Below are 21212 nucleotides of genomic sequence, written 5' to 3' on the forward strand. Positions count from 1 at the left end.
GCCCAGCAGTGTCGCGTACAGCGTCCGGCTGTCGATCGTCATCGCGCGTCCTCGCGGTCAGGGTCCGCGCGCAGCCTATCAGGCCATCAAGCCGCTGTTCTCAGCCACACGAAAGTCGGAAGGCCCATAACCCGAAGGTCGCTGGTTCAAATCCAGCCCCCGCTACCAACTTGAGAGCCCCGGTGGGGTAACCCGCCGGGGCTCGTTGTCGTTCGGGCGACCCTTCGGCCCGCCCGCTTCCGCTCAGCTTCGCGCGGGCCCGTGCTCGGGCGCGGCGGCCGGCGGCGGCTCGTCGCTCTCGCGGAACTCGCTGGCGACGAAGTCGCGGCCCTTGCGCGCGAGCCAGAAGAGCCCGGCGCCGATCAGCGCCAGCGGCAGCAGCGAGAGGAAGATGGTGGTGAGGAAGAACGCCATCTTGTTCCGGCCGTTGCCGACGCCGCAGGCCGCGCAGGCCGCCGCGAGCGAAGGCAGCGAGAGAAGCGCCGCGGTGAGCAGCGCCACGCCAGGCGCCCGCAGGCCGCGCGGCCCGCTCACAGGTAGACCTTCCAGTAGAGCAGCGGCCAGACGAGCACGACGAAGTACCAGAAAATCTCGACCGCCCCGAGCGCCGATGGGCTCAGGCGCCGGGCGCGCATCGCGGCCACGGCCCAGCCGAGCGCGAAAACGGCGGCCAGCGCGTGCAGGCCGTGCGTGCCGATGATGACGTAGAAGAACGACCCGAGCTGGCTCGAGGTGAGCGTCAGGCCCTGGCGCAGCAGCGCCACCCACTCGGCGCCCTGCAGCAGAACGAAGGCCCCGCCCAGTCCCAGCGCGGCGAGCATCCACGGCTGCGCGGCGGGGGCGCCCGAGCGCCGGAAGCGCCGCCCGCCGATGAAAAGCGAAACGCCGCTCGCGAGCAGCGCCAGGGTGTTCAGCGCGGTGCGTTCGATGGGCAGCCGCGGCTGGCCGGGCGGCGGCCACATGCCGGGCATCGCCGAGCCCTGGACGATCGCGAACGCCGAGATGAACCCGGAGAAGAGCATGACCTCGGCGAACACGAACAGGGCCATGCCGATCGTGGCGTGGTGCGTGAACCGCCTGCCCTGTCGGGCGGCGAAGGCGGATTCCGGGAGAGTCTGCACGCTGCTCCTACGGTTTCGCGGCCTCGTGCGCTCCGCCGTGCCCCCCACCCGCGCCCCCATGCTCCGCGCCTTCCAGCGGCTGTGGAGGCAGGTGGTGGTAGCCGGCGTCCTTCTTCCAGTTCTGGCCGTCGCTCTTTTGCACGTCGGGGGCGACGCCCGCGTACAGCAGCACCATGAACATGAGCGCCAGACCGAGCAGCCAGTGGACGATGGGCTTTTCGATGTCGAGGTGCATGAAGTTCTTGGCGACGAGATAGGCCTTCACGAGCGCGACGCCGAAGGCCGTGATCAGCATGACGACGCGAATGCCGGTCATCGGACCGACGACGCTGATGACCAGCAGCACGACGAGGATGGCCCAGATCTTCACGTAGTTGCGATGGTGCCCCGCGGCCCCATGTCCCTGCGTCGCTGCCTGCGTGGTTCCGTGCGCGGACATGCTCTCCTCCGGCCTACTTGGCGATGTACAGCAGGGGGAACAGGAATATCCAGACGATGTCCACGAAGTGCCAGTAGATGCCGATGTTCTCGACCCGGTGCAGGTCCTGGTTCTTCCGCGCCGAGGCGGCGACCCACAGCATGATCACGGCGCCGACGATGACGTGGAACGCGTGCAGCCCGGCCGCGGTGTAGTAGTAGGACCAGAACCCGCCGTCCTGAAGCGTGAAGCCGCTTCGGATCTCGTCCGTCCACTCGACGGACTTGATGATGAGAAAGGTGAGCGCGCCGAGGCAGGTCAGATGGAGTAGCTTCGCGGCCTTCGGGCCGTTCCCCTCCTCCGCCGCGCGGTGCGCGAGCACCGCCGACAGGCTCGAGGTGAGCAGGACGAACGTGTTGGTGGCGCCGAACCACAGGTGCGTGTGCGCGGCCTGCTCGGCCCACTCGGGCTGGCCGAGCCGGTGCATGACGTACGAGACCAGCAGGCCGCCGAAGATCACGATCTCGGAGACCAGAACCCACCAGACCGCGAGCCGGCCCGTGGGGATGTTCATGGCGCTGCGCGTCGTCGCGATGGTCTTCACGCCGCGGGCCTCCTCAAACCTTCTCGTCCTGCGGCCAGAAGTCCCTCTCCCGGCCGGGAACGCTGTATTCGTACGGCCCGCGGTGCACCTCGGGCATGACCGCCCAGTTGCCGTGCGGCGGCGGGGAATCGGCCGTCCATTCGAGCGTGTTCGCGTTCCACGGGTTCTTCCCCACCTTCGGACCCTTGAACATGCTCCACACGAAGTTGATCAGGAACGGAATCTGGAACGCCAGCATGACGACCAGCGACACGGTGGCGGCGATCCGCATGTCGATCATCCACGGTTTCGACATGTGCTCGAAGTTCGAGTAGTCGAAGATGCGTCGGTGCTCGCCGGCCGCTCCGAGGATGAACAGCGGAATGAAGATGCCGTTGAACGGAATGATCGTTCCCCAGAAGTGCACCTTGCCCCAGAACTCGTTCAACTGGCGTCCGAACATCTTCGGGAACCAGAAGGTCACGCCCGACATGACGGCGATGATCGCGATGGGGAAGAAGGTGTAGTGGAAGTGCGCGACCACGAAGTAGGTGTCGTGGAAGAACACGTCCAGACCGCTCGAGCCGAGGTAGATGCCGGTCACGCCGCCGATCAGGAACTCGGCGATGAACGCGAGCGCCCACAGCATCGGAGTCGTCAGGCGGATCGAACCGCCGTAGAGCGTCGCGATGTACACGAAGCACATCTCGGCGACCGGAATCGAGATGAGCAGGGTCGTGACCGTGAACACGTTCGCCATGCGCGGGTCGATGCCGGCCACGAACTGGTGGTGCGCCCAGACGAAGAAGCTGAGCACGCCGGTGGCGATGATCGTGTAGATCACCGTCTTGTAGGCGAACAGCTTCTTGCGGGCGAACACGGTCATCACCTCGGCGACGATGCCCATCGCCGGCAGCATCACGACGTACACCTCGGGGTGCCCGAAGAACCAGAACAGGTGCTGCCACAGCACCGGGTCGCCGCCCCGGGTGGGATTGAAGAAGCTCGTCCCGAGCAGCTGGTCGAACAGCAGCATGATCGCGCCGGCGACGAGCGGTCCGACCGAGGCGAGGAACAGGATGCTGGCGATCACGATCGTCCACACGACGATCGGCACGTCGAACGCCTTCATGCCCGGCGCGCGCGAGTTCATCGAGGTGACGATGAAGTTGATGCCGCCGAGCAGGAACGCCACGAACTCCAGCACGACGGCGATCAGCCACAACGACGAGCCCCAGGGCGTGAGGTTGTAGTGCTTGTCGGCCGACAGCGGCGGGTAGGCCGTCCAGGCGCCGCCGAATCCGCCGTTCTGCACGAACAACGAGGCGATCAGCACCAGCGCGCTGAGCAGGAACAGCTGGTAACTGAGGCGGTTCAGGCGCGGGAACACCATGTCGTCCGCGCCGATCATGAGCGGGATCAGGAAGTTGCCGAACCCGGCGATCAGCACCGGCATCGCGACCCAGAAGATCATGATGCTGCCGTGGTTCGTGATCAGCATGTTGTACTGGCCGGGCGAGACCAGGCCGAAGCCGGGAACCGCGTGGCCCGGAAACGCCAGCTGCATGCGGAACACGTAGGCCATGAAGGCGCCGAGGAGCGCCATGGCCATGCCGGTGAACATGTACTGCATGCCGATCATCTTGTGATCTGTGGACCAGCAGTACTTCTGGAACCAGTTCTGGTGGTGATGCGCGTCGTGCGACGCGCCGGCCACATGGGCCGCCTCGTGCGAATGCTGGGCCATGTCGTTCCCCGTCATTGACCGGCGGCCGGGGCCGGGGTGGATTCGGTGGCGGACGCGGCTTCCGCGGGCGTCTCCGCGGCGTGCGCCTGCTCCCAGGCCTGGAAGGCTTCGGGCGTGTCCACGACGAGGAGCGCTCCCATCACGCCGTGACCGATGCCGCAGATCTCCGCGCACAGGATGTCGTACGAGCCGGTCTTCGTCGGCTTGAACCAGCCCGTGTAGATGCGGCCGGGATCGGCGTCCTGCTTGAGGCGGAAGGCCGGCACGAAGAAGCTGTGCACGACGTCCTTCGACTCGAGCAGGAAGTGGTACGTCTTGCCGACCTCGACGTGCAGCTCGTCCGTCGTGCGGATGTCGTCGGGCGTGTCGAGCTTCTGGTCGGGACCCGGATCGGCGAACGTCCACGCCCACTGCTGGGCGACGACCCGAACGGTGCGGTCCGCCGGCGGAAGCGTCTGCTTGATCGTCACCCACACCCGGATCGCGGCGACGATGATGACGACGTCGCAGACCAGCACGAGCGCGTGCGGAATGTTGATCCACTTCTTGAGGTGCTTCTCCTTGCCCGTGACGTACTGGGCCTTCTCGCCGTCCTTCGCGCGGAAGCGGAAGATCAGCCAGAAGAACATCGCCTCGGCGGCGATGAACCAGACGCCCACGAGCACGGTGATCAGGACGAACAACCCGTCCACGTCCCCCGAGAAACTCGCGGCGCTGGCGATGAGGTGGTCAAGCATCGGCGCGGACTCCCTCGTTCACTTCAGGATGAAGACGAACACGGCGCCGACGTAGAGCACCGTGAGCACGGCGGTGAAGATGAAGGTCCACTTGGCCACGTCGTGGCCCCAGTTCTCGGACGGACGATCGTCGTGGTCGGCCATCGGGTCTCCGCGGGGTCAGTGCGGCAGGGTCTTCACGTACGAGACGACGTCGTGCATCGCGACGCTGTCGGCGAGCGTGAGGGACATGGCGCGCATCTGCGCGCCGGTGATGTCGTCGGGATTCGAACCGCGCATGCCGGACTGGAACTTCCGCAGCTGCGCGACCATGTACCAGTCGTGCTGGCGGGTGATCGGCGGCGCGCCGAGCGCCTCGTTGCCCTCGCCGCCCTCGCCGTGGCAGGTCACGCACAGGCCCCGGTAGGTCGTCCCGCCCGCGGACGTGTCGGCCATCGCGAAGTCGGGCTTCTCCCAGACGGCCCGCATCTTCGAGACGTGATCGGCGACCAGTTCGGGATCGTTCGGCCCCAGCAGCGAGCGCGCCATGGGCCGCATGCGGTGGCCTTCCATGTCGTCGGGATGGGCGCCGCGCACACCCTTCTTGAACTTCTCGAGCTGAGCGAGCACGTACCACTTCGGCAGGCCCGCGATGGCGGGCGCGCGCAGCGCGAGGTTGCCTTCGCCGGAGCTGCCATGGCACGGCATGCAGGTCTCGTAGAGCTGGCTGCTGCGTTCAGCGGCCGGCTGGGTGCCGCAGCCCGCGACGAACGCGGCCGAAAGCGCGGCTCCGATCAAGGCGGCATAGGCCTTGTTCAGCAAGGCGACCTCCACGACGACGTTGATCAGGAACGGAACGGTGCGGTGCTGCCCGAGGGACAGTTGCCCGCCCCGGCGCGGGGGCGGTCGTGACCGTGACGGGTGTGTATACCACGGTCGCGGCGGACGTGACTACCCGACATTGACGATTCCCCGATGCGAAGTCGCATGTCCGTCCCGCCCGGGCCGAAGCGGGCGCGAGCCGGCGGGCCGCGCGACGCTCGTCAGCCGGCGCGCAGCCGCAGCCATGCGTCCACCGTCATGCACAGGAAGAGCGCGAACAGGTAAAGGATGGAAAAGCGGAAGAGCTGCATGGCCCGCGGCACGGACTTCTCGCGCCACAGCCGCACCGCGCCCATGATGAACAGCGCGCCGAGCACGGCCGCCGCCGTCGTGTAGATCGCGCCGAGCCCGGTGAACGGTCCGATCACGAGCGTCAGCGCCACGAGCACGATCGAGTAGAGCAGGATCTGCCTGCGCGTCTCGGGCTCGCCGTGCGTCACCGGCAGCATCGGCAGGTTCGCGCGCTGGTAGTCCTCGCGCCGGTAGAGCGCCAGCGCCCAGAAGTGCGGCGGCGTCCACAGGAAGACGATCGCGGCGATCAGGATCGCGGGTAGCCCGACGTGTCCCGTCACCGCGGCCCAGGCGATGATCGGCGCGGTGGCCCCGGCGCCGCCGCCGATCACGATGTTCTGCGGCGTGCGCCGCTTGAGCCAGATGGTGTACACGACCGCGTAGTAGAAGATGCTCGCCATCGCGATCAGGGCGGAAAACGGGTTGCAGAAGACGGCCAGCACCACGTACGAGGCCCACGACAGCAGCAGCCCGAGCGTCGCCGCGTGCGCCGGCGTGAGGATGCCCGCCGGCAGCGGGCGCGAACGGGTCCGCACCATGAGCCCGTCAATGTCGCGGTCGTAGTAGTGGTTGAACGCGGCCGCCGCGGCGGCCGACAGCGCGATGCCGATGCCGGCGCCCCAGAAGACGCGCGCCGGCGGAGAGCCCGATCCCGCGAGCAACGCGGCGGGCAGCCCGGTGAACAGCACGAGCATCACGATGCGCGGCTTGGTCAGCTCGACCCACGCGCGCAGCGTGGCCGCACGCGTCGGAGCGCCGAGCGCGACGCTCATCGCGCGGCCTCCGCCAGCGCCGCCCGCGCGTCCGCGCGCGCCGCGGGCTGCGCCGCGAGCCGCAGCGTCGCGACCAGCGCGATGGCCAGGATCAGCGTGGCGTTGCCGAGATGGATCGCCGACACCCACACGGGAATCCCCATCAGCACGTTCGCGACGCCGATCGCGATCTGCAGGATCACCAGGCGCGGCAGCAGGTGGCCCGCGTAGCGCACGACGCGGTCCCCAGCCCTGCCGGCGCGCACGCTGACGACGACCACGAGCACCGCCAGCGCGTAGCCGGCCCAGCGGTGCGCCATCTGCAGGCCGACAAGTCCCTCGAGCGGCGGGAACCACTCGCCGTGGCAGGTCGGCCAGTCGGGGCAGACGAGGCTGGCGTGGTGGGTGCTCACCATGCCGCCCAGGACCGCCTGCAGCCACACGAACGCCGTGGTCGCCGAGAACAACGGCAGGTGGTCCGCCGCGCGCGGACCCGCCGCGGCGAGGGCGGCGGGATCGGCCTCGATGCCGGCCATCACCGCGATCGTGACGAAGGTCGCGAACAGCAGCAGCCCGACCGCGAGGTGCCCGCTCACGACGGAGGGGTCGAGCAGCTTCCAGACGGTCAGGGCGCCGAGCAGCGCCTGCGAAAAGTAGAGCGCGACCGACAGCGCCGCGACGCCTCCCAGCTTCGCCCGCGTCTCGCGCCGCGCGAGCGTCACCACCGTGGTCGTCAGCAGCAGCAGGCCGACGAGCAGCGCCAGCAGGCGGTGGAACCACTCCATCCAGATGTTGAAGTCGAACGGCGGGATGAGCTTGCCGTGGCACAGCGGCCAGTCCGGGCAGGAAAGCCCCGAGCCCGTGGTGCGGACGATCGAGCCCACGACGATGAGCGCGAACATCAGGGCCGCGGTGATGGTGGCGAGCCGCGAGACGGCGCGGAACGCACGCGTGGACGACATCTGGGGACCTCGGCTGGCCGGTTGGACGTTGGCCGCGCTCGCGTGCGCCGGTTCGGCGTCCTTCAGGGCGCCGCGCCGGCGGCAGTCGGCGATGGGGCCGGAAAGCCGCGGCGCAAGTTAGCACAGCGGCCGGTTCGCACGACAGCCGGCCGCACCGCGGCCCGCCGAGCGGGAGCCGACCGCATCACACGCCGCGACGCGGCGGCCGGCCGCACCGTGCCGTGCCCACGATCTCCCGCTGCCCGGCGACGGCTGGCGGCGCCGCCCGCTCCGCCGGTTCCGGCTATAGTGCCCGGCGCGCATTCCACCCCCCCGGTCCCGGACGGAATCCGATGGCAGACCTGCCCCCGCCGGCGGAGGCGCGCGAGTACTGCCGCCGCACGCTGCCGCGGGTCTCGCGCACCTTCGCCCTCAACATCGAACTGCTGAGCGGCTCGTTTCGCGAGTCGGTGCGCGTCGCCTACCTGTTGTGCCGCGCGGCCGACACGATCGAGGACCGCTGGGCAGGGAGCGCGGGCGAGATCGGGGACCGCTTCGCCGATTTCGACGCGGCGCTCGCGGGCGACGGGGGCGCGGCGGCGCGCCTGGCCGCGGCGGTGCGCGGCGGGTCGGCCCCGCTCGAAGCGGACTTCGAGCTGCTCGCCCACCTGCCGCTGGTGCTGCGGGCGTTCGGCCTGCTCGAGGCCGGCGACCGCGAGGCCATCGCCGAGGGCGTCGGCATTCTCTCGGCCGGCATGCGGCGCTACGCCGCGCGCGCCGCGCGGCGCGGACCGGGCGTCTGCTACCTGGACGACGAGGCCGAGCTTCGGGAGTACTGCTGGATCGTGGCCGGCTGCGTGGGTGCGATGCTCACGAAGCTTTACGAGCGGCGCGCCGGCCCGGATCGCGACGCGGCGCTCGGAGAGCGGCGGCGGCGGCTCGCGCCGCGCGTCGGCGAGGCGCTGCAGCTGACGAACATCCTGCTCGACTGGCCCAACGACGTGCGGCGCGGCCGTTGCTACCTGCCCTCCGCCTGGCTCGCGCCCTTCGGCCTTTCGCCCGGCGACCTCGCCGGCGGCGACGCGCCCGCCGCGCGGGAGCTGGCGCTGCGGCTCGAAGCGCTCGCGCACGCCGCGCTCGACCAGGTCGCGGACTACCTCGACACGGTTCCGCCGCGCCACGTGCGCTACCGGCTCTTCTGCCTGTGGCCGGCGCTGTGGGCGCGCGCCTCGCTCCATCTCGCGCACGCCGATCCCGACTTTCCGCTGCGCGGGCGTCCGAAGCTGACGCGCGCCCGGCTCTGGAGCGTCGCCGCCCGCTCCCTGCTGGTGCTGCACAGCCGCGCCGGCACCCGTCGGCTGCTGGCACGCGCCTGACCGCACGCCGCGCCGTTCCCGCGTGCGCGTGTGCTAGCGTCGGCGCCCCATGAGTTCCGCTCCGGCGCCGGAAGGCGTCTTCTCGGGCTTCCGCGCGCTGCGGCACCGCAACTTCCGGCTCTTCTGGTCGGGCCAGGCCGTCTCGCTCATCGGCACCTGGATGCAAAGCGTCGCCCAGGGCTGGCTCATGCACGAGCTGACCGGCTCGCCGTGGATGCTGGGCCTGCTCAGCTTCATGCAGTTCATTCCAGTGCTGCCGTTCGCGCTGCTGGCGGGCGTCGTCGCCGACCGGACCGACAAGCGCCGGCTGCTGTTCGGCACGCAGACCGCCTTCCTCGTCCAGGCGACGGTGCTCGCGCTGACGGTGAGCCTCGGCGTGGTCAAGCCGTGGATGGTGCTGGGACTGGCGTTCGCCTACGGCGTCGCCAACACCTTCGACCTTCCGGCGCGCCAGGCGCTCGTGATTGACCTGACCGGACGCGAGGATCTCTCGAACGGCATCGCGCTCAATTCGGCCGCCTTCAACACCGCCCGCATCCTCGGGCCGTCGTTCGCGGGACTGATGCTCGCGACCATCGGCGTGGCGGGCTGCTTCTGGATCAACGCCCTGTCGTTCGTGGCCGTGCTGGCCGCGCTCGCGGTACTGCAGGTTCCGCCGCAGGTCGGCGTTCGCAGTAGCCGGCCGCTCACCCACACGCTCGTCGAGGGCGTGCGCTACGCGTGGGAAACGGCGTCGCTGCGGCACCTGCTCGTGCTGCTCGGCGTCTGCGCCGGATTCGGGTTCCAGTACAGCGTCCTGCTGCCCGTCTACGCCGACACCCTGCTGCACGAAGGACCGCAGGCCTACGGCGCGCTGCTCGCGGCGTTCGGGGTCGGCTCGCTGCTGGCGGCGGTGCGCATGACCATGCGCCTCGATCGCTGGGCCCTGCGCCGCCACCTGCTCGTCGGCCTCACCCTGGGCGGGCTGGGCTTCGTCGGCTTCGCCTGGGTGCGCTCGCTGCCGGTCATGATGCTGATGGGCGCGATCGCCGGCTTCGGTCTCATCCTCTACGTCTCGAGCACCAACGTGCTCATCCAGATGACGACGGCCGACGAGTTCCGCGGCCGCGTGATGAGCCTGTACACGCTCATGTTCGTGGGCACCTCGCCCTTCGGCGCGCTGCTCGCCGGCGGGCTCGCGCAGCGCTTCGGGGCGCCGGTCGCGACCACGGTGTGCGCGCTGTTCATGCTGGGCGGGGCGCTGTGGGTGGCCTTGCGCCTGCGGGCGATCGCCGCCGGCGAGCGGCCGGTGGTGCCGCCCTCGGTGGACGCGGGCGCCGCACGCTGACCGGGCGGGGTCGTTTCGGCTCGCGGGACGCGCACCGGTCGGGCTAACCTGCGGCTCGCATGTCCGACACGTCGCTTCGCTTCCCCGAGCGGTTCCTGTGGGGCGCGGCCACCTCGGCGCACCAGGTCGAGGGCGGCAACACGCGCAACGACTGGTGGCGCTTCGAACAGCTTCCCGGCGTGATTCGCGGCGGCGCGCGCAGCGGCGAAGCGTGCCGGCACTTCGAGCGCTTCGACGAGGACTTCGCGCTCGCGGCCGCCGACGCGCACAACGCGCACCGCCTGTCGTTCGAATGGAGCCGCATCGAGCCGCGGCCCGGCCGCTTCGATTCCGCCGCGGTCGCCCACTATCACGAGGTGCTCGCGTCGCTGCGCCGCCACGGCCTCACGCCGATCGTGACGCTCCACCACTTCACGAACCCGCTGTGGATCGCCGACGCGGGCGGCTGGGAGTCGGCGGCGACGGTCGAGGCGTTCGAGCGCTTCGCGCGCTTCTGCGCGCGCGAGTACGGGGCCGAGGTGGACTGGTGGTGCACGGTCAACGAGCCCGAGGTGTTCGCGTTCCGCGGCTGGTCGGAGGGCATCTGGCCGCCGGCCGTGCGCGACAACTCGCGCGCGCTGGCGGTGATCGCGAACCAGCTCGAGGCGCACGGCCGCGCCTACCGCGTGATCCATACCGAGGACCGCACCGACGCCGACGGCGACGGCCGCGCGGCACGCGTCGGGTTTGCGAAACACTACGTGCAGCTCGAGCCGCTGCGCGCCTGGCACCCGCTCGACCGGCTGCAGGCGCATTTCGAGCGGCGCGTGTTCGACGACGCCGTGCTGCGCGCCGCCGTGGACGGCCGCGTCGAGCTGGCGATCCCGGGCGCGACCGCCGTGCGGCGGACGGTGCCGGCGCTCAAGGGAGCGCTCGACTGGATCGGGCTCAACTACTACACGCGCTGGCGCGTGCGCTCGCTCTCGCCCGTCGCGCACGTCGTGCCCGAAGGCGCGCCCCGCAACGATCTCGGCTGGGAGATCTGGCCCGAGGGCTTCACGCGCGCGATCGAGGCGTGCGCGCGACTCACCGGCGCGCCGGTGCTGGTCACCGAGAACGGCTTCGCCGACGAACGCGACGCGTTCCGCCCGGCCGCGATCGTGGACTTCGTCGCGGCGATGCACCGGGCGATGACCGCCGAGGTGCGCGTGCTCGGCTACCTGCACTGGTCACTGCTCGACAACTTCGAGTGGGCCGACGGCCATCACGGTCGCTTCGGGCTCTACGCCGTGGACTTCGCCGACAAGGCCCTCGCCCGCCGCCGCACGCGCGGCGCCGAGGTGTTCGCCCGCATCGCCCGCGCCAACGCGCTCGGGCCCGACGCGCGCGCGGCGGTCGAAGCGGGCCGCTGACCTCGTTCCGCGGCTGGCCCTGCGCCACCACCGGTGCGCCGCGCCCCTGCGACGGGGGTCCCGCGGGCGGCGTCGTGTTTGCGCGTCGCGCCGGCCGATCGCTATTCTGCCCGTCGCGCTCGAAAGGAGCCCCGTCCCATGTGCCCGTTCTGCAAGGACCACGAATGCCGGATCGTCGAGCAGCCCAGCGGCCGGATCGCCTGCGAATGCGGCCGGCACTCCTGGCCGAACAGCGGCGCTTACGACGAGTCCTGCCGCCGGACCAACCTGACGATCGTGCGAACCGTGCACGACTGGACGCAGGCGTACTGACGCGTCCGTTGGCGCGGCCCGGCTCCTGAGAAGCGCCGCGGCTCAGCCGCCCGCGCGCTTCGTGTGCGCGGCCAGACCGCGCAGTTCGCCCGCCACGTCGTCCAGCTCGATCAGCTCGGGCACGAGGCCCCCTGCGCCGTGATCGAGCGCGAAACGCGCGGCCTCCTCGAGCGGCACGGTGCCGCCCGCGCACAACTCGGTCGCGAGCACGGGAATGCCCGGGCGTCCGAGCGCCGCCAGCACGCTCGCCGGATCGGGCCGCATCGCGAATCCGCGCGGGTTGACCGCGCCGATCACGAAATCCGGCTCGACGCCCCACTCGTGCAGCCGCGCGAGCAACGTGCCGAGGTTGCGCGTCTCGAAGCCCGCGAGCCCGCCGAATCGCGCGCGGCCCCAGCGAACCAGGCGCTCGAAAGCCCGGGCGTTGCCGGCCGCGAGGGCGAGGTCGGTGACGCTGGCCGCGAAGGCGACACCCAGCGGCGCGCGCGCCGTGAAGGTCTTCAGCTCGCGCTCGCAACGCGCGACCGCCCGAGCCGCGAGGTGGCCCGTGAGCGCCGCGGGCAGCAGCGCGAGCCCGGCGAATCCCCCGCGCGCCACCGTGAACGCCCGGGTGGCTCCGCCGTCGGCCTGCTCGTCGAGCGAGTGCGCCTCGTGTACGTCGTCGTCGGGCGGCGTGAGGGGCAGCCGCACGACCATGGGCACGCCCCGGCGCAGCTCGCGCAGCGCCGCCCGCATCGTCGCCGAGGGCGGGCCATAGACTCCGTCGGCTCCGGCGGCGAGCGCCTTGACGAGCGTCACCGCGAGCGACTCCGGCTCGCGAAAGCGCGCGGCCACTTCGAGCGCGCGGTCGCGCGTCGCGACCGCCGGCAGCTCCAGCGACGTCGCGCCGAGCAGCAGCCGCGGCGCGCTCACGGGCGCACCTCGACACGCTCGCCGACGACGCCTTCACCGGCCGCCGAGCGGCGCAGGGCCTCGAGCACGCGCACGACGCGCAGCGCGCGCGCGGGGTCGAGCGCCGGCTCGGGCGCGCCGGCGAGCGCGTGGCGGAACGCCATCACCACGGGCGTCGCATCGCCGGCATCGAACGGCAGCGGATCGGCCTCCTCGGCGAGTACGCGGCGGGACTCGCCGGCCTCGTAGCCCGCGGGCGGAATCGTGAGCTGGGTCTCGAGCGCGTCGTCGGAAGCGATGATCGAACCCCGCTCGCCCTCGGCCTCGACGACCAGCGCCGCGCGCGGATAGCCGGGCACGCTCCACGAGCCGTCCACGGCGGCGTCGAGACCTTCGTGAAGCTCGAGGGTCGCGTGCACTTCGTCGAGCCGCTCGCCGAACAGGCGGTGCACCGAAGCCCGCACCGCGTGCGTCGGGCCGAGCAGTGAATCGAGCAGCCAGAGCAGGTCGGCCATCACGAAGTCGAGCACGTCCCCGCCGCGCGGGTCGGCGCCCGCGGCGAACACGCGCGAGACGAACGTCGAGGCGCGCACGCGCGCGGGCCGGCCGATGGCGCGGGCGGCGAACAGCTCCTGCGCGCGTCGAAACAGCGGGTGGAAGAGCGCCGGCACGCCGCAGGAGAGCCGGCCGCCCGCGGCGATGGCGGCCTCGATCGCCGCGGCCTCGGTCTCGTTCGCCGCGGGCACGCCGGTCACGAGCACCGGCAGACGGCGCCCGAGGGCGGTCGTGACCGCCGCCGCACGTTCCGCGAGAGGAACGCAGACGATCACGGCGTCGAACGCGGTGGTCGCGGCCAGCGCTTCGAGACCGGCGGCCGAGGGCGCCGTGAAGCCCACTCCGCGCGCGAAGCGCCGCCGGTCGGGGCGCGCCTCGACGAATCCCGCCAGCTCGCAGCCGGGCAGTCGCGCGGCCGCCATGGCGTGCTCGATGCCGGCGCGGCCCAGCCCGTGCACGACGAGTCGCAGGGCCCCGGCCGCGCGGGCATCCGTCTGGGTATCCGTCGTGGAGGAGAGGGCAGTGCCCATGGAGTTCGTGCCGCGCGACGCCTCCCTGGCGCACCGCGGCGCGCGCGACCGTACAGGGGCGGACGGCGCGCGGCAAGACCCACCGCGGACCGCCCGGGCAGGGACACGTCCATGGAGCCGGGCGCAGTCGGGCCACACGGTCCGGCACCGCGCGCGGGCGGAGCTCGTGATCGCGCCCCGACCCCCGGCAACGACGAGGGCCCGCGCCGGCAGTCGGCGCGGGCCCGTCGGGACGATGTCGTGCGGGAGGGTGGATCAGGCCGTCATCTTGAATTCGATCTTCACGTCCTCGCGGTCGCGCTCCTCGATCTTGAACAGCTCGGCGGGCTGCAGGTTCATGCCGCCGGCCACCCAGGTGTCGGGAATCTGCTGGATGCGGATGTTGAAGATCGTCACCGTGTCGTTGTAGAACTCGCGCCGGTCGGCGATCTGGTTCTCGAGTTCGCTGATGCGCTGCTGCAGCGCCAGGAACGACGCGTTCGCCTTGAGGTCCGGGTAGTTCTCGGCGACCGCGAAGAACTGGCCCAGCGCGGCCGTGATCTGGTTCTCGGCCTGCGCGCGCTGGCCGACCGTCCGCGCCGCGGCGGTGGCGCCGCGCGCCTCGCTCAGCTTGTCGAACACGGCGCGCTCGTGCTGCATGTACGCCTCGCAGACCTTCACGAGCTTGGGCAGCTCGTCGTGCCGCTGCTTGAGCAGCACGTCGATGTTCGCCCACGAGCGGCCGATGTTGTTCTTCATCTCGACCAGCGTGTTGTAGATGGACAGGAAGTAGCCGACCGAGCCCACCAGCAGGAACCCGATCACGACCGTCCACAGGATCTCACCGGCGTGCATCACGACCTCCTCGCATGAAATGGAATGGCCGGTCGTCCCACCGGCCCCGACCTCAACCGAACCAGTGCCCCGACTTCGCCAGCTCGAGCAGACACCACACCCCGAAGACACCCAGCAGCGGGCCGCCGACGAGTCCGCCGAACGCCTTGAGCCCGTACATCAGCGTTTCCGACTTCTCCGACGACGTGCTGATCAGGAACGCCGGGTCGCTGGAGCCGCGCCGGATGACGCCGCAAACCTCGTCATCGAGCGTGCGCACGTGCTTCGCGCCGTAGGAGTCGGTGCCGGTCGCCTCGAGCGCCTCCTCGTCGAACGACACGACGCGGGCGATCGAGCGCGGGTTGGCGCGGCCGAGCACGTACACGGCGCTGCCCTCCTCGAGCCGGCGCTCGCGAAAGCGCATCGGCCCGACCGACCACAGGTGGCGCATCGCCAGGCCACGGCTCTCCATGAAGTCGGTGTACATCTGCGGCACGCCGAAGCCGTTGGTCTCCTCGACCACGTCGAAGGCGACCTTGCACTCGGCGCCCTGCGGATAGACGAGCGCGACCCCGGTCTCGTCGCGCAGGTAGAACGGGTGGCCCGAGTCCGCGCGGTGCACGGTGTGCCACGAGCGGGTTCCGCTCTTCGACTTGTTCGCGAGCGTCTGGATCTCGACGTTCCACCACACGCACGGCCGGCTCGAGAACGGCGCGGTCACGCGGCTGCGCGGCTGCAAGGTGCCGTTGACCTCGACCAGGCCCATGGCCATCGAGCGCACCCGCGCGGTCGGCGTGTTGCGAATGAGCGACTGGGTGCGCAGCGCCCGGAAGCCGTGGGCGAACATCCACGGTCCGGCGGCGGTGCACGCGATCCCGAACCCCACCTCGAGCGGGTGCATGCTCAGAACCGCCCCGCGATCGTGGTTTCCGCCGCGTGCGCGAGATAGAGCAGTCCGGTCAGGCTGAGCAACGGTCCGAGCGCCGCCCCGATCATCCGCCAGCCCGAGGGCGCGAAGCGCAGCGCGCTGGCGCTGCCGTCGGCGACGACGTGCAGATCCAGCGCCTCGTGACCCGTGACGTGCAGGCGCGGCCGGTCGGCCGGTTCGGGCGGATCCGCGAAGGCGGCGCCGTCGGTGCCCGTCGCCTCGAGCCGGGCGACGTAGGGCAGCGCCGGTGCGTTCGAACGCGCGACGCCGATCACCTCGACGCGCGCTCCGGCCGCGAGCGAGCGCTCGACGATGTGAAGCGGCGCGCGGCGGACACGCAGCCAGCGCAGCGTCTCGTCCTGATCGAGCAGGGCCGCCATGTTGGCGCTGATCTGCTCGCCCGCCGCGACCGCGCGCTCGGCCGTCACGGGCAGCACCCACGCGCCGCGCGAGTCCTCGACGAAGGCGTCGCACTCGCCCGAGACGAGCCGGAAGCCTCGCCGCTGGCCGACGCGGCCCGACATGTTCGTGTCGGTCGCGCGGACGACGAGTTCGTACCCGGCGCAGGGCCGCTGCGAAAGCGGCGAGAACAGCGGGCTTTCGAGCGCGACCGTTCCCACCAGCTGCACGAGACCGTTGGTGCCGGGGCCGGCGAGCGCGGGTGAAAGACCGGCCAGCAGGCGGCGCTGGCGCAGCGCGCGCAGCCCGCTCGCGAAGAGCGGGCCGCCCGCGACCACGCACGCGGCCGCCGCGAGCATGCCGGCGGGGGTTACGGGGACGACGAAGCCTGCGGACATGACGCCGGAGTTATCGGCCCCGGCGGAGCGCGCGTTGAGCACGGATTCCGCGGCCGCTTCGGGGCGGGGCGGCCCCGCGGGCGGCGTCCCCGGCTCCTTTATATGGGGTGCGGCCGCACCGGCCCCGCCGGCGCCGGCCGGGCGGGGATCGGGCGGACCGGCGGGCAACCCTCAGCGGGCGCTGGCGAGCGCTCGACCGCCGTCTATGGACATGCTCGCGCCCGTGATCCAGCCGGCCTGCTCGCTCAGCAGGTACAGCACCAGCGCCGCGACCTCCTCCGCCGTGCCCACGCGGCCGATCGGGTGCGTGACCCTGCCGCGCTCGAGGAAGGCCGGGTAGTCGGCGACCGCGGCGGTCACGGTGTGCAGCTCGGACACCACGACGCCCGGCGCCACCGCGTTCACGCGAACGCCGAAGGGCGCGAAGTCGAGCGCCGCGCAGCGCGTGTACATTTCGACCGCCGCCTTGCTCACGCAGTAGGCCGCAAGGTTCGCGTAGGGGCGGATGCCCGCGACCGACGACAGGTTGACGATCGCGCCCTTGCGCGCCTTCAGCGCATCGGCGGCGGCGCCGGTCAGCTGCATGACGCCCGTCACGTTCACGTCCATCACTCGCGACCATTCTTCGGGGGGCGTCGCGAACGCCGTGCCGTTGCCGAGCACGCCGGCCGCGTTGACGAGCCCGTCGAGCGCGCCGAACCGCGCGAGGGCCGCGCTCACCCACGCCGCGCAGGCGTCCGCGTCGCGCGTGTCGCCGGTCACGACGAGCGTCTCGCCCGCGGCAGCGGCCAGCTCGTTCGCCACCTCGTCGAGGCGCTCGCGCCGCCGCCCGGCGAGCACCACGTTCGCGCCCTCGGCGCCCAGCGCCCGCGCGCAGGCTCGTCCGATTCCGCTGCTCGCCCCGGTCACCAGCACCGTCCGGCCCGCGAATCGCCGCGGCTGCGTCATGCTCGCCTCCTCAATGTGAAGGATCGGGATCCGGCGTCGTGAGCGCGCGCAGCCTAGCCCGGGCGCGCGGCGGGCCGCCAGCGGCCGGGCCCTTGCGCGGGCGCCGTGGCGTCCGCCGCTCGGGCCTTGCCCGGCTTCCGCCCCGCGTGCTCCAATGCGCCGACACGTTCACGCCCACGCCGCGCGCGGGGCCGACCCCCCGGCGCGGCCGCAGAGACCCCGACCACGGACGGTTCATGTCTCTCCCCGGCCTCGACGGCGCACTGCTGGCGCTCGCGGTGTGGGGACTCGTGGCGGCGCTGCTGCTGCCCGTGGTCGCCACGCTCGCGCCCGCGCTTCCGCGCGCCCTGCGCCACGCCGCGCCGCGCGCCATCGCGGCCGCCGCCTGCGCCTTCGCCGCCGCGGCCGGCCTGCGCGCGCTCGCGGGAGCCGAGGCGCCGGCCCTCGCCTGGTGGCCCGGCTTTCCCGGCCAGCCGTTCACGCTCGCCGCCGACGCGCTCTCGGCGCCGTTCCTGGTGCTGTTCGGCGCGGTCGGAGCGGTGTCGTTCGCCGCGCACGCGCCGCTCGGCACCGATCGGGGCGCGTCCGCGCGGCTGTCGCTGCAGGCGGGCTTCGCGCTCGCGCTGCTCGCCGCCTTCGGCGCGCGGCACGCGCTGCTCTTCCTCGTCGCGTGGGAGGCGATGACGCTGCTGTCGGCGGCGCTCGTCGCGCACGATCCGCACAGCTCGCGCGGGCGCAGCGCCGCGTGGGTCTATCTCGCCCTCTCGCACGCCGGCGCCGCCTGCATCGCGCTGGCGCTGTTCACGCTCTCGGCGCGGGCGGGCTCGTTCCAGTTCGAGGCGCTCGCCGCGGCGTACGCGCGGCTGCCGGTGGCCGAAGCGGCACGCCTGGGCTGGTGGTTCACCGCCGGCTTCGCGGTCAAGCTCGCGCTCGTGCCGCTGCACGTCTGGCTGCCGATGGCCCATCCCGAGGCGCCCGCGCCGGTCTCGGCGATGCTGTCGGGCGTCATGGTCAAGGCGGGGCTCTACGGCCTGCTGCGCTTCGCGTGGGCGATGCCCGGCGCCCCCCCGCCGCACTGGGGGACGGTGATGGTCGTCGCCGGCATCGCCTCGATGCTGACCGGCGCGCTCTACGCGGCGGTCGAGCCCGACGCCAAGCGTCTGCTCGCCTGGTCCACGCTCAAGAACACCGGCGTGCTCGCGCTCGCGGTCGGGCTCGCGGCGCTGCTCGCCGGGGCGGGCCAGCGCGCGATCGCGGGCGTCGCGCTCGCGGCCGCCTTCTACCACGCGGTCGGCCACGGGCTCGCCAAGGCGCTCGCCTTCCTGTCGGTCGGCGAAGCGACGCACGCGGGCGGCTCGCGCCAGCTCGACCAGCTCGGCGGGCTCGCGCGCCGCATGCCGCGGACCTCGCTGGCCGCGCTCGTCTCGACGCTCTCGCTCTGCGGCCTGCCGCTGCTGCCGTGCTTCGCGGGCGAATGGCTGCTGTTCCAGTCGCTGATCCTCGGCTACTCGGCGGGCGCCGGGCAGCTGCGGCTGCTGGCGCCGTTCGCGGGAGCGGCGCTGGCGCTGGCCAGCGCGCTGGCGGTCGCGGCGCTGGTCAAGCTCTACGGCATCGCGTTCCTCGGCCGGCCGCGCGGCGCGGCGGCGGCGGCGGCGGGCGATGCGCCCGGCCTCGTCACGCCGGCGCTGCTGGCGTTCGCGGCGCTGCCGGTGGCCTGGGGCGTCGCCGCGCCGCTGATGACGCTGACGCTGGCGGCGCCGCTCGCCGCGCTGCTGCCTGGCTTCGACGCCGCGAGCCTCGCCGGCCACGCGGGCTTCTCGCTCCTGCCCGGGCTGGCCGGCGGGGCGAGCATCGCGCCCGCGGTGGTGGCGCTGCTGATCGGCCTGTTCGCGCTGCTCGCGCTGGCGGCCCTGCGCGTCGCGCGCGGCGAGCGGCGCGCGCTGCGGCGGGCCCCGTCGTGGACGTGCGGCACGCTCCCCGACGCCCGCGCCCAGTACACCGCGCTCGGACTGACCAAGCCGCTGCGGCTCGTCTTCGAACCGGTGCTGCGCGCGCGGCGCGAGGTGGAGGTGCTCGAGGAGGGTTCGCCCTACTTCGGGCGCCGCCTGCGTTACCGCTCGGCCCTGCCCGCGGTCTTCGAGCAGTGGCTGTACCGCCCGTTCGTGCAGACGGTCCTGTGGACCTCCGAGCAGGCGCGCCGCCTGCAGACCGGCAGCCTCCACCTTTACCTGGCCTACCTGCTGGCGACGCTGGTGGGTCTGCTGCTGTGGTCCCGATGAACGCGGGCGTGCTCGTCCTGCAGACGGCGCTGCTGGTGGCGCTGGCGCCCTTGTGGGGCGGCGTCGTCGCGCGCCTCGAGGCGCGGCTGCAAATGCGCCGCGGCCGGCCGGTGCTGCAGCGCTACCGCGACCTCTTCAAGCTGCCCGGGAAGGAAACGGTCCTCTCGGAGCACGCCTCGCCGCTGGCGCGGGTGGCGCCCTACCTCATGCTCGGCGCCGCGCTCACGCTGTGCACCTGGACCCCGGTGCTGACGACGCGGCCCGGGATGGGGTTCGCGGGCGACCTCGTCATGACCGTGGCGCTGCTCGCGGCGATGCGGGTGCTGCTGGCGCTGCTCGCGATGGAGGCCGGCACGACGTTCGGCGGCATGTCGGCGAGCCGCCACCTGGCGCTCTCGGCGCTCGCCGAACCGGCGCTCATGCTCGCGGTCTTCACGCTCGCGCTCAACGCCCGCAGCACCGACCTCGCCGGCATCGCCGCCGCCGTCGTCGCGGCGCCGGCGGCGTGGCTGTCGCCGTCGCACCTGCTGGCGCTGACCGCCGTGTGGATCGTGGTCGTCTCCGAGACCGGCCGGGGGCCGGTGGACAATCCGGACACGCACCTCGAGCTCACCATGATCCACGAGGGCATGGCGCTCGACGTTTCGGGCCACCATCTCGCGCTGCTCGAGTGGGCGGCGTCGGTGCGCCAGCTGGTGCTGCTGACGCTGGTGGCGAACCTGTTCCTGCCGTGGGGCATCGCCGGTTCGCTCGAGCCGAGGGCGCTCGGCGTCGCGCTGCTGGCCTGGCTCGGCAAGCTCGCGGTCTTCGCGGTGGTCGTCGCGCTCACGGAATCGCTGACCGCGAAGATGCGCCTGTTCCGGGTGCCCGAGTTCCTCGGCATGGCGTTCCTGCTCGCGCTCATCGCGCTGGCCTCCGACACGCTGGGGCGCGGATGAACCTGTCCTTTCCCGACTGGCTGCCGCGCAGCAACACGGTGAACCTGCTCGCCGGGGCGTTCCTGCTCTCGGCGCTGTACGCCGCCGCGCAGCGCCGCCAGCGCGCGGCCATCGCCGCCTACCAGTGGAACTCGATCGCGCTCGGGCTCATCGCCGCGGTGGTCGCCGTGGTCACCGGCTCGCGGCACATCGCGCTCGCCGCGATTCTCGTGTTCGCCGGCAAGGCGCTCGCGATCCCGGTCCTGCTGCGGCGACAGGTGCAGCGCGCCGGCGGCGACACGCTCGCCGAGCCGTTCATGGGCGTGCCGGCCGGCATGCTCGCGTGCGGCGCGCTGGTGGTGATCGCGTTCAGCCAGACCCGCGCGCTGTTCGGCGCCGGCTCGAGCATCCTCGCCTCCTGCCTGCCGGTGTCGGTGGCGGTCACGCTCGTGAGCCTGTTCCTCATGGTCAGCCGCCGGCGCGCCCTCATGCAGGTGGTCGGGCTCGTGATCGTCGAGAACGCCATCTTCCTCGCCGCCGTCTCGCTCACCTACGGCATGCCCCTGCTCGTCGAGATGGGCGTGCTGCTCGACCTGCTGGTCGGCGTCGCGCTGCTCGGGCTGTTCGTCGGCCGCATCGAGGAGACGCTGGGCGACTCCGACACGACGCGGCTCACCTCGCTGAAGGGCTGAGCGCG

22 protein-coding genes are annotated in these 21212 nt (G+C 72.1%); 7 read left to right on the forward strand and 15 right to left on the reverse strand.

The annotated features are described in order from the left end of the window. Positions 1-243: 243 nt before the first annotated feature. From IT347_11845 to IT347_11885, 9 genes are all read right to left on the reverse strand, one after another. Positions 244-534 carry a hypothetical protein gene (locus IT347_11845; protein ID MCC6350268.1) on the reverse strand — a complete coding sequence of 97 codons (291 nt, stop codon included), beginning with the start codon at positions 532-534 and terminating at the stop codon, positions 244-246. Next, a complete protein-coding gene (locus IT347_11850) occupies positions 531-1121 on the reverse strand; it encodes a cytochrome c oxidase subunit 3 (protein ID MCC6350269.1) in 591 nt (196 codons plus the stop codon). Before IT347_11850 ends, IT347_11845 begins: the two co-directional genes overlap by 4 nt. Before the next feature lie 7 nt (positions 1122-1128). Beyond that, positions 1129-1560: a cytochrome C oxidase subunit IV family protein gene (locus tag IT347_11855; protein MCC6350270.1), complete on the reverse strand. Its 432-nt coding sequence runs from the start codon at positions 1558-1560 to the stop codon at positions 1129-1131. Positions 1561-1573: 13 nt separating this feature from the next. After that, the gene (locus IT347_11860; protein MCC6350271.1) at positions 1574-2113 is read right to left on the reverse strand and encodes a cytochrome c oxidase subunit 3; all 540 of its coding nucleotides are present in this window, start codon (positions 2111-2113) and stop codon (positions 1574-1576) included. A gap of 43 nt (positions 2114-2156) precedes the next feature. After that, the gene (locus IT347_11865; GenBank protein ID MCC6350272.1) at positions 2157-3869 is read right to left on the reverse strand and encodes a cbb3-type cytochrome c oxidase subunit I; all 1713 of its coding nucleotides are present in this window, start codon (positions 3867-3869) and stop codon (positions 2157-2159) included. 11 nt (positions 3870-3880) lie between these two features. Next, entirely contained in the window at positions 3881-4606 is a 726-nt protein-coding gene (locus tag IT347_11870) for a cytochrome c oxidase subunit II (protein ID MCC6350273.1), read from the reverse strand. A gap of 159 nt (positions 4607-4765) precedes the next feature. Next, positions 4766-5407: a c-type cytochrome gene (locus IT347_11875; GenBank protein MCC6350274.1), complete on the reverse strand. Its 642-nt coding sequence runs from the start codon at positions 5405-5407 to the stop codon at positions 4766-4768. Between the two features lie 221 nt (positions 5408-5628). Further along, on the reverse strand, positions 5629-6531 hold the full coding sequence (locus IT347_11880) for a protoheme IX farnesyltransferase (GenBank protein MCC6350275.1): 903 nt from the start codon (positions 6529-6531) through the stop codon (positions 5629-5631). After that, positions 6528-7472, reverse strand: a complete 945-nt coding sequence (locus IT347_11885) for a heme A synthase (GenBank protein ID MCC6350276.1) — start codon at positions 7470-7472, stop codon at positions 6528-6530. Before IT347_11885 ends, IT347_11880 begins: the two co-directional genes overlap by 4 nt. A 332-nt stretch (positions 7473-7804) precedes the next feature. On the opposite strand from IT347_11885, the gene IT347_11890 reads away from it, so the two are divergent. The 4 genes from IT347_11890 to IT347_11905 all read left to right on the forward strand — a co-directional run bounded on the left by IT347_11890 (position 7805) and on the right by IT347_11905 (position 11857). After that, positions 7805-8827 (forward strand): squalene/phytoene synthase family protein, encoded by a 1023-nt coding sequence (locus tag IT347_11890; GenBank protein MCC6350277.1) that lies wholly within the window; start codon positions 7805-7807, stop codon positions 8825-8827. Between the two features lie 49 nt (positions 8828-8876). Continuing rightward, positions 8877-10154 carry an MFS transporter gene (locus IT347_11895; protein ID MCC6350278.1) on the forward strand — a complete coding sequence of 426 codons (1278 nt, stop codon included), beginning with the start codon at positions 8877-8879 and terminating at the stop codon, positions 10152-10154. 59 nt (positions 10155-10213) lie between these two features. Further along, a complete protein-coding gene (locus IT347_11900; GenBank protein ID MCC6350279.1) occupies positions 10214-11545 on the forward strand; it encodes a glycoside hydrolase family 1 protein in 1332 nt (443 codons plus the stop codon). A 138-nt stretch (positions 11546-11683) separates the two neighbouring features. Then, positions 11684-11857, forward strand: a complete 174-nt coding sequence (locus IT347_11905) for a hypothetical protein (GenBank protein MCC6350280.1) — start codon at positions 11684-11686, stop codon at positions 11855-11857. A gap of 42 nt (positions 11858-11899) precedes the next feature. Here the strand turns inward: IT347_11905 and IT347_11910 are convergent, their stop codons facing one another. The 6 genes from IT347_11910 to IT347_11935 form a co-directional block, all read right to left on the reverse strand. Then, the gene (locus IT347_11910; protein MCC6350281.1) at positions 11900-12769 is read right to left on the reverse strand and encodes a hypothetical protein; all 870 of its coding nucleotides are present in this window, start codon (positions 12767-12769) and stop codon (positions 11900-11902) included. Continuing rightward, complete coding sequence (locus IT347_11915) at positions 12766-13833, reverse strand: Gfo/Idh/MocA family oxidoreductase (GenBank protein ID MCC6350282.1); 1068 nt, start codon at positions 13831-13833, stop codon at positions 12766-12768. Before IT347_11915 ends, IT347_11910 begins: the two co-directional genes overlap by 4 nt. A gap of 255 nt (positions 13834-14088) precedes the next feature. Then, on the reverse strand, positions 14089-14667 hold the full coding sequence (locus IT347_11920) for a LemA family protein (protein MCC6350283.1): 579 nt from the start codon (positions 14665-14667) through the stop codon (positions 14089-14091). A 52-nt stretch (positions 14668-14719) separates the two neighbouring features. Continuing rightward, on the reverse strand, positions 14720-15547 hold the full coding sequence (locus IT347_11925) for a hypothetical protein (GenBank protein MCC6350284.1): 828 nt from the start codon (positions 15545-15547) through the stop codon (positions 14720-14722). Positions 15548-15549: 2 nt separating this feature from the next. After that, the gene (locus tag IT347_11930) at positions 15550-16371 is read right to left on the reverse strand and encodes a hypothetical protein (protein ID MCC6350285.1); all 822 of its coding nucleotides are present in this window, start codon (positions 16369-16371) and stop codon (positions 15550-15552) included. Positions 16372-16542: 171 nt separating this feature from the next. Next, the gene (locus tag IT347_11935) at positions 16543-17319 is read right to left on the reverse strand and encodes a glucose 1-dehydrogenase (GenBank protein ID MCC6350286.1); all 777 of its coding nucleotides are present in this window, start codon (positions 17317-17319) and stop codon (positions 16543-16545) included. A gap of 236 nt (positions 17320-17555) precedes the next feature. Here IT347_11935 and IT347_11940 point away from each other — a divergent pair, with 236 nt between their 5' ends. Genes IT347_11940 through IT347_11950 form a run of 3 tightly spaced genes read left to right on the forward strand, consistent with a single transcriptional unit; the run spans position 17556 to position 21207 of the window. Continuing rightward, on the forward strand, positions 17556-19598 hold the full coding sequence (locus IT347_11940; protein MCC6350287.1) for a hypothetical protein: 2043 nt from the start codon (positions 17556-17558) through the stop codon (positions 19596-19598). Continuing rightward, positions 19595-20536 carry an NADH-quinone oxidoreductase subunit H gene (locus IT347_11945; GenBank protein MCC6350288.1) on the forward strand — a complete coding sequence of 314 codons (942 nt, stop codon included), beginning with the start codon at positions 19595-19597 and terminating at the stop codon, positions 20534-20536. The genes IT347_11940 and IT347_11945 overlap by 4 nt, the downstream gene beginning before the upstream one ends. Continuing rightward, positions 20533-21207 (forward strand): hydrogenase, encoded by a 675-nt coding sequence (locus IT347_11950; GenBank protein MCC6350289.1) that lies wholly within the window; start codon positions 20533-20535, stop codon positions 21205-21207. The genes IT347_11945 and IT347_11950 overlap by 4 nt, the downstream gene beginning before the upstream one ends. The last annotated feature ends 5 nt before the right edge of the window (positions 21208-21212 follow it).

The sequence above is a fragment of the Candidatus Eisenbacteria bacterium genome (genome assembly GCA_020847735.1).
Classification (GTDB): domain Bacteria; phylum Eisenbacteria; class RBG-16-71-46; order RBG-16-71-46; family RBG-16-71-46; genus CAIXRL01.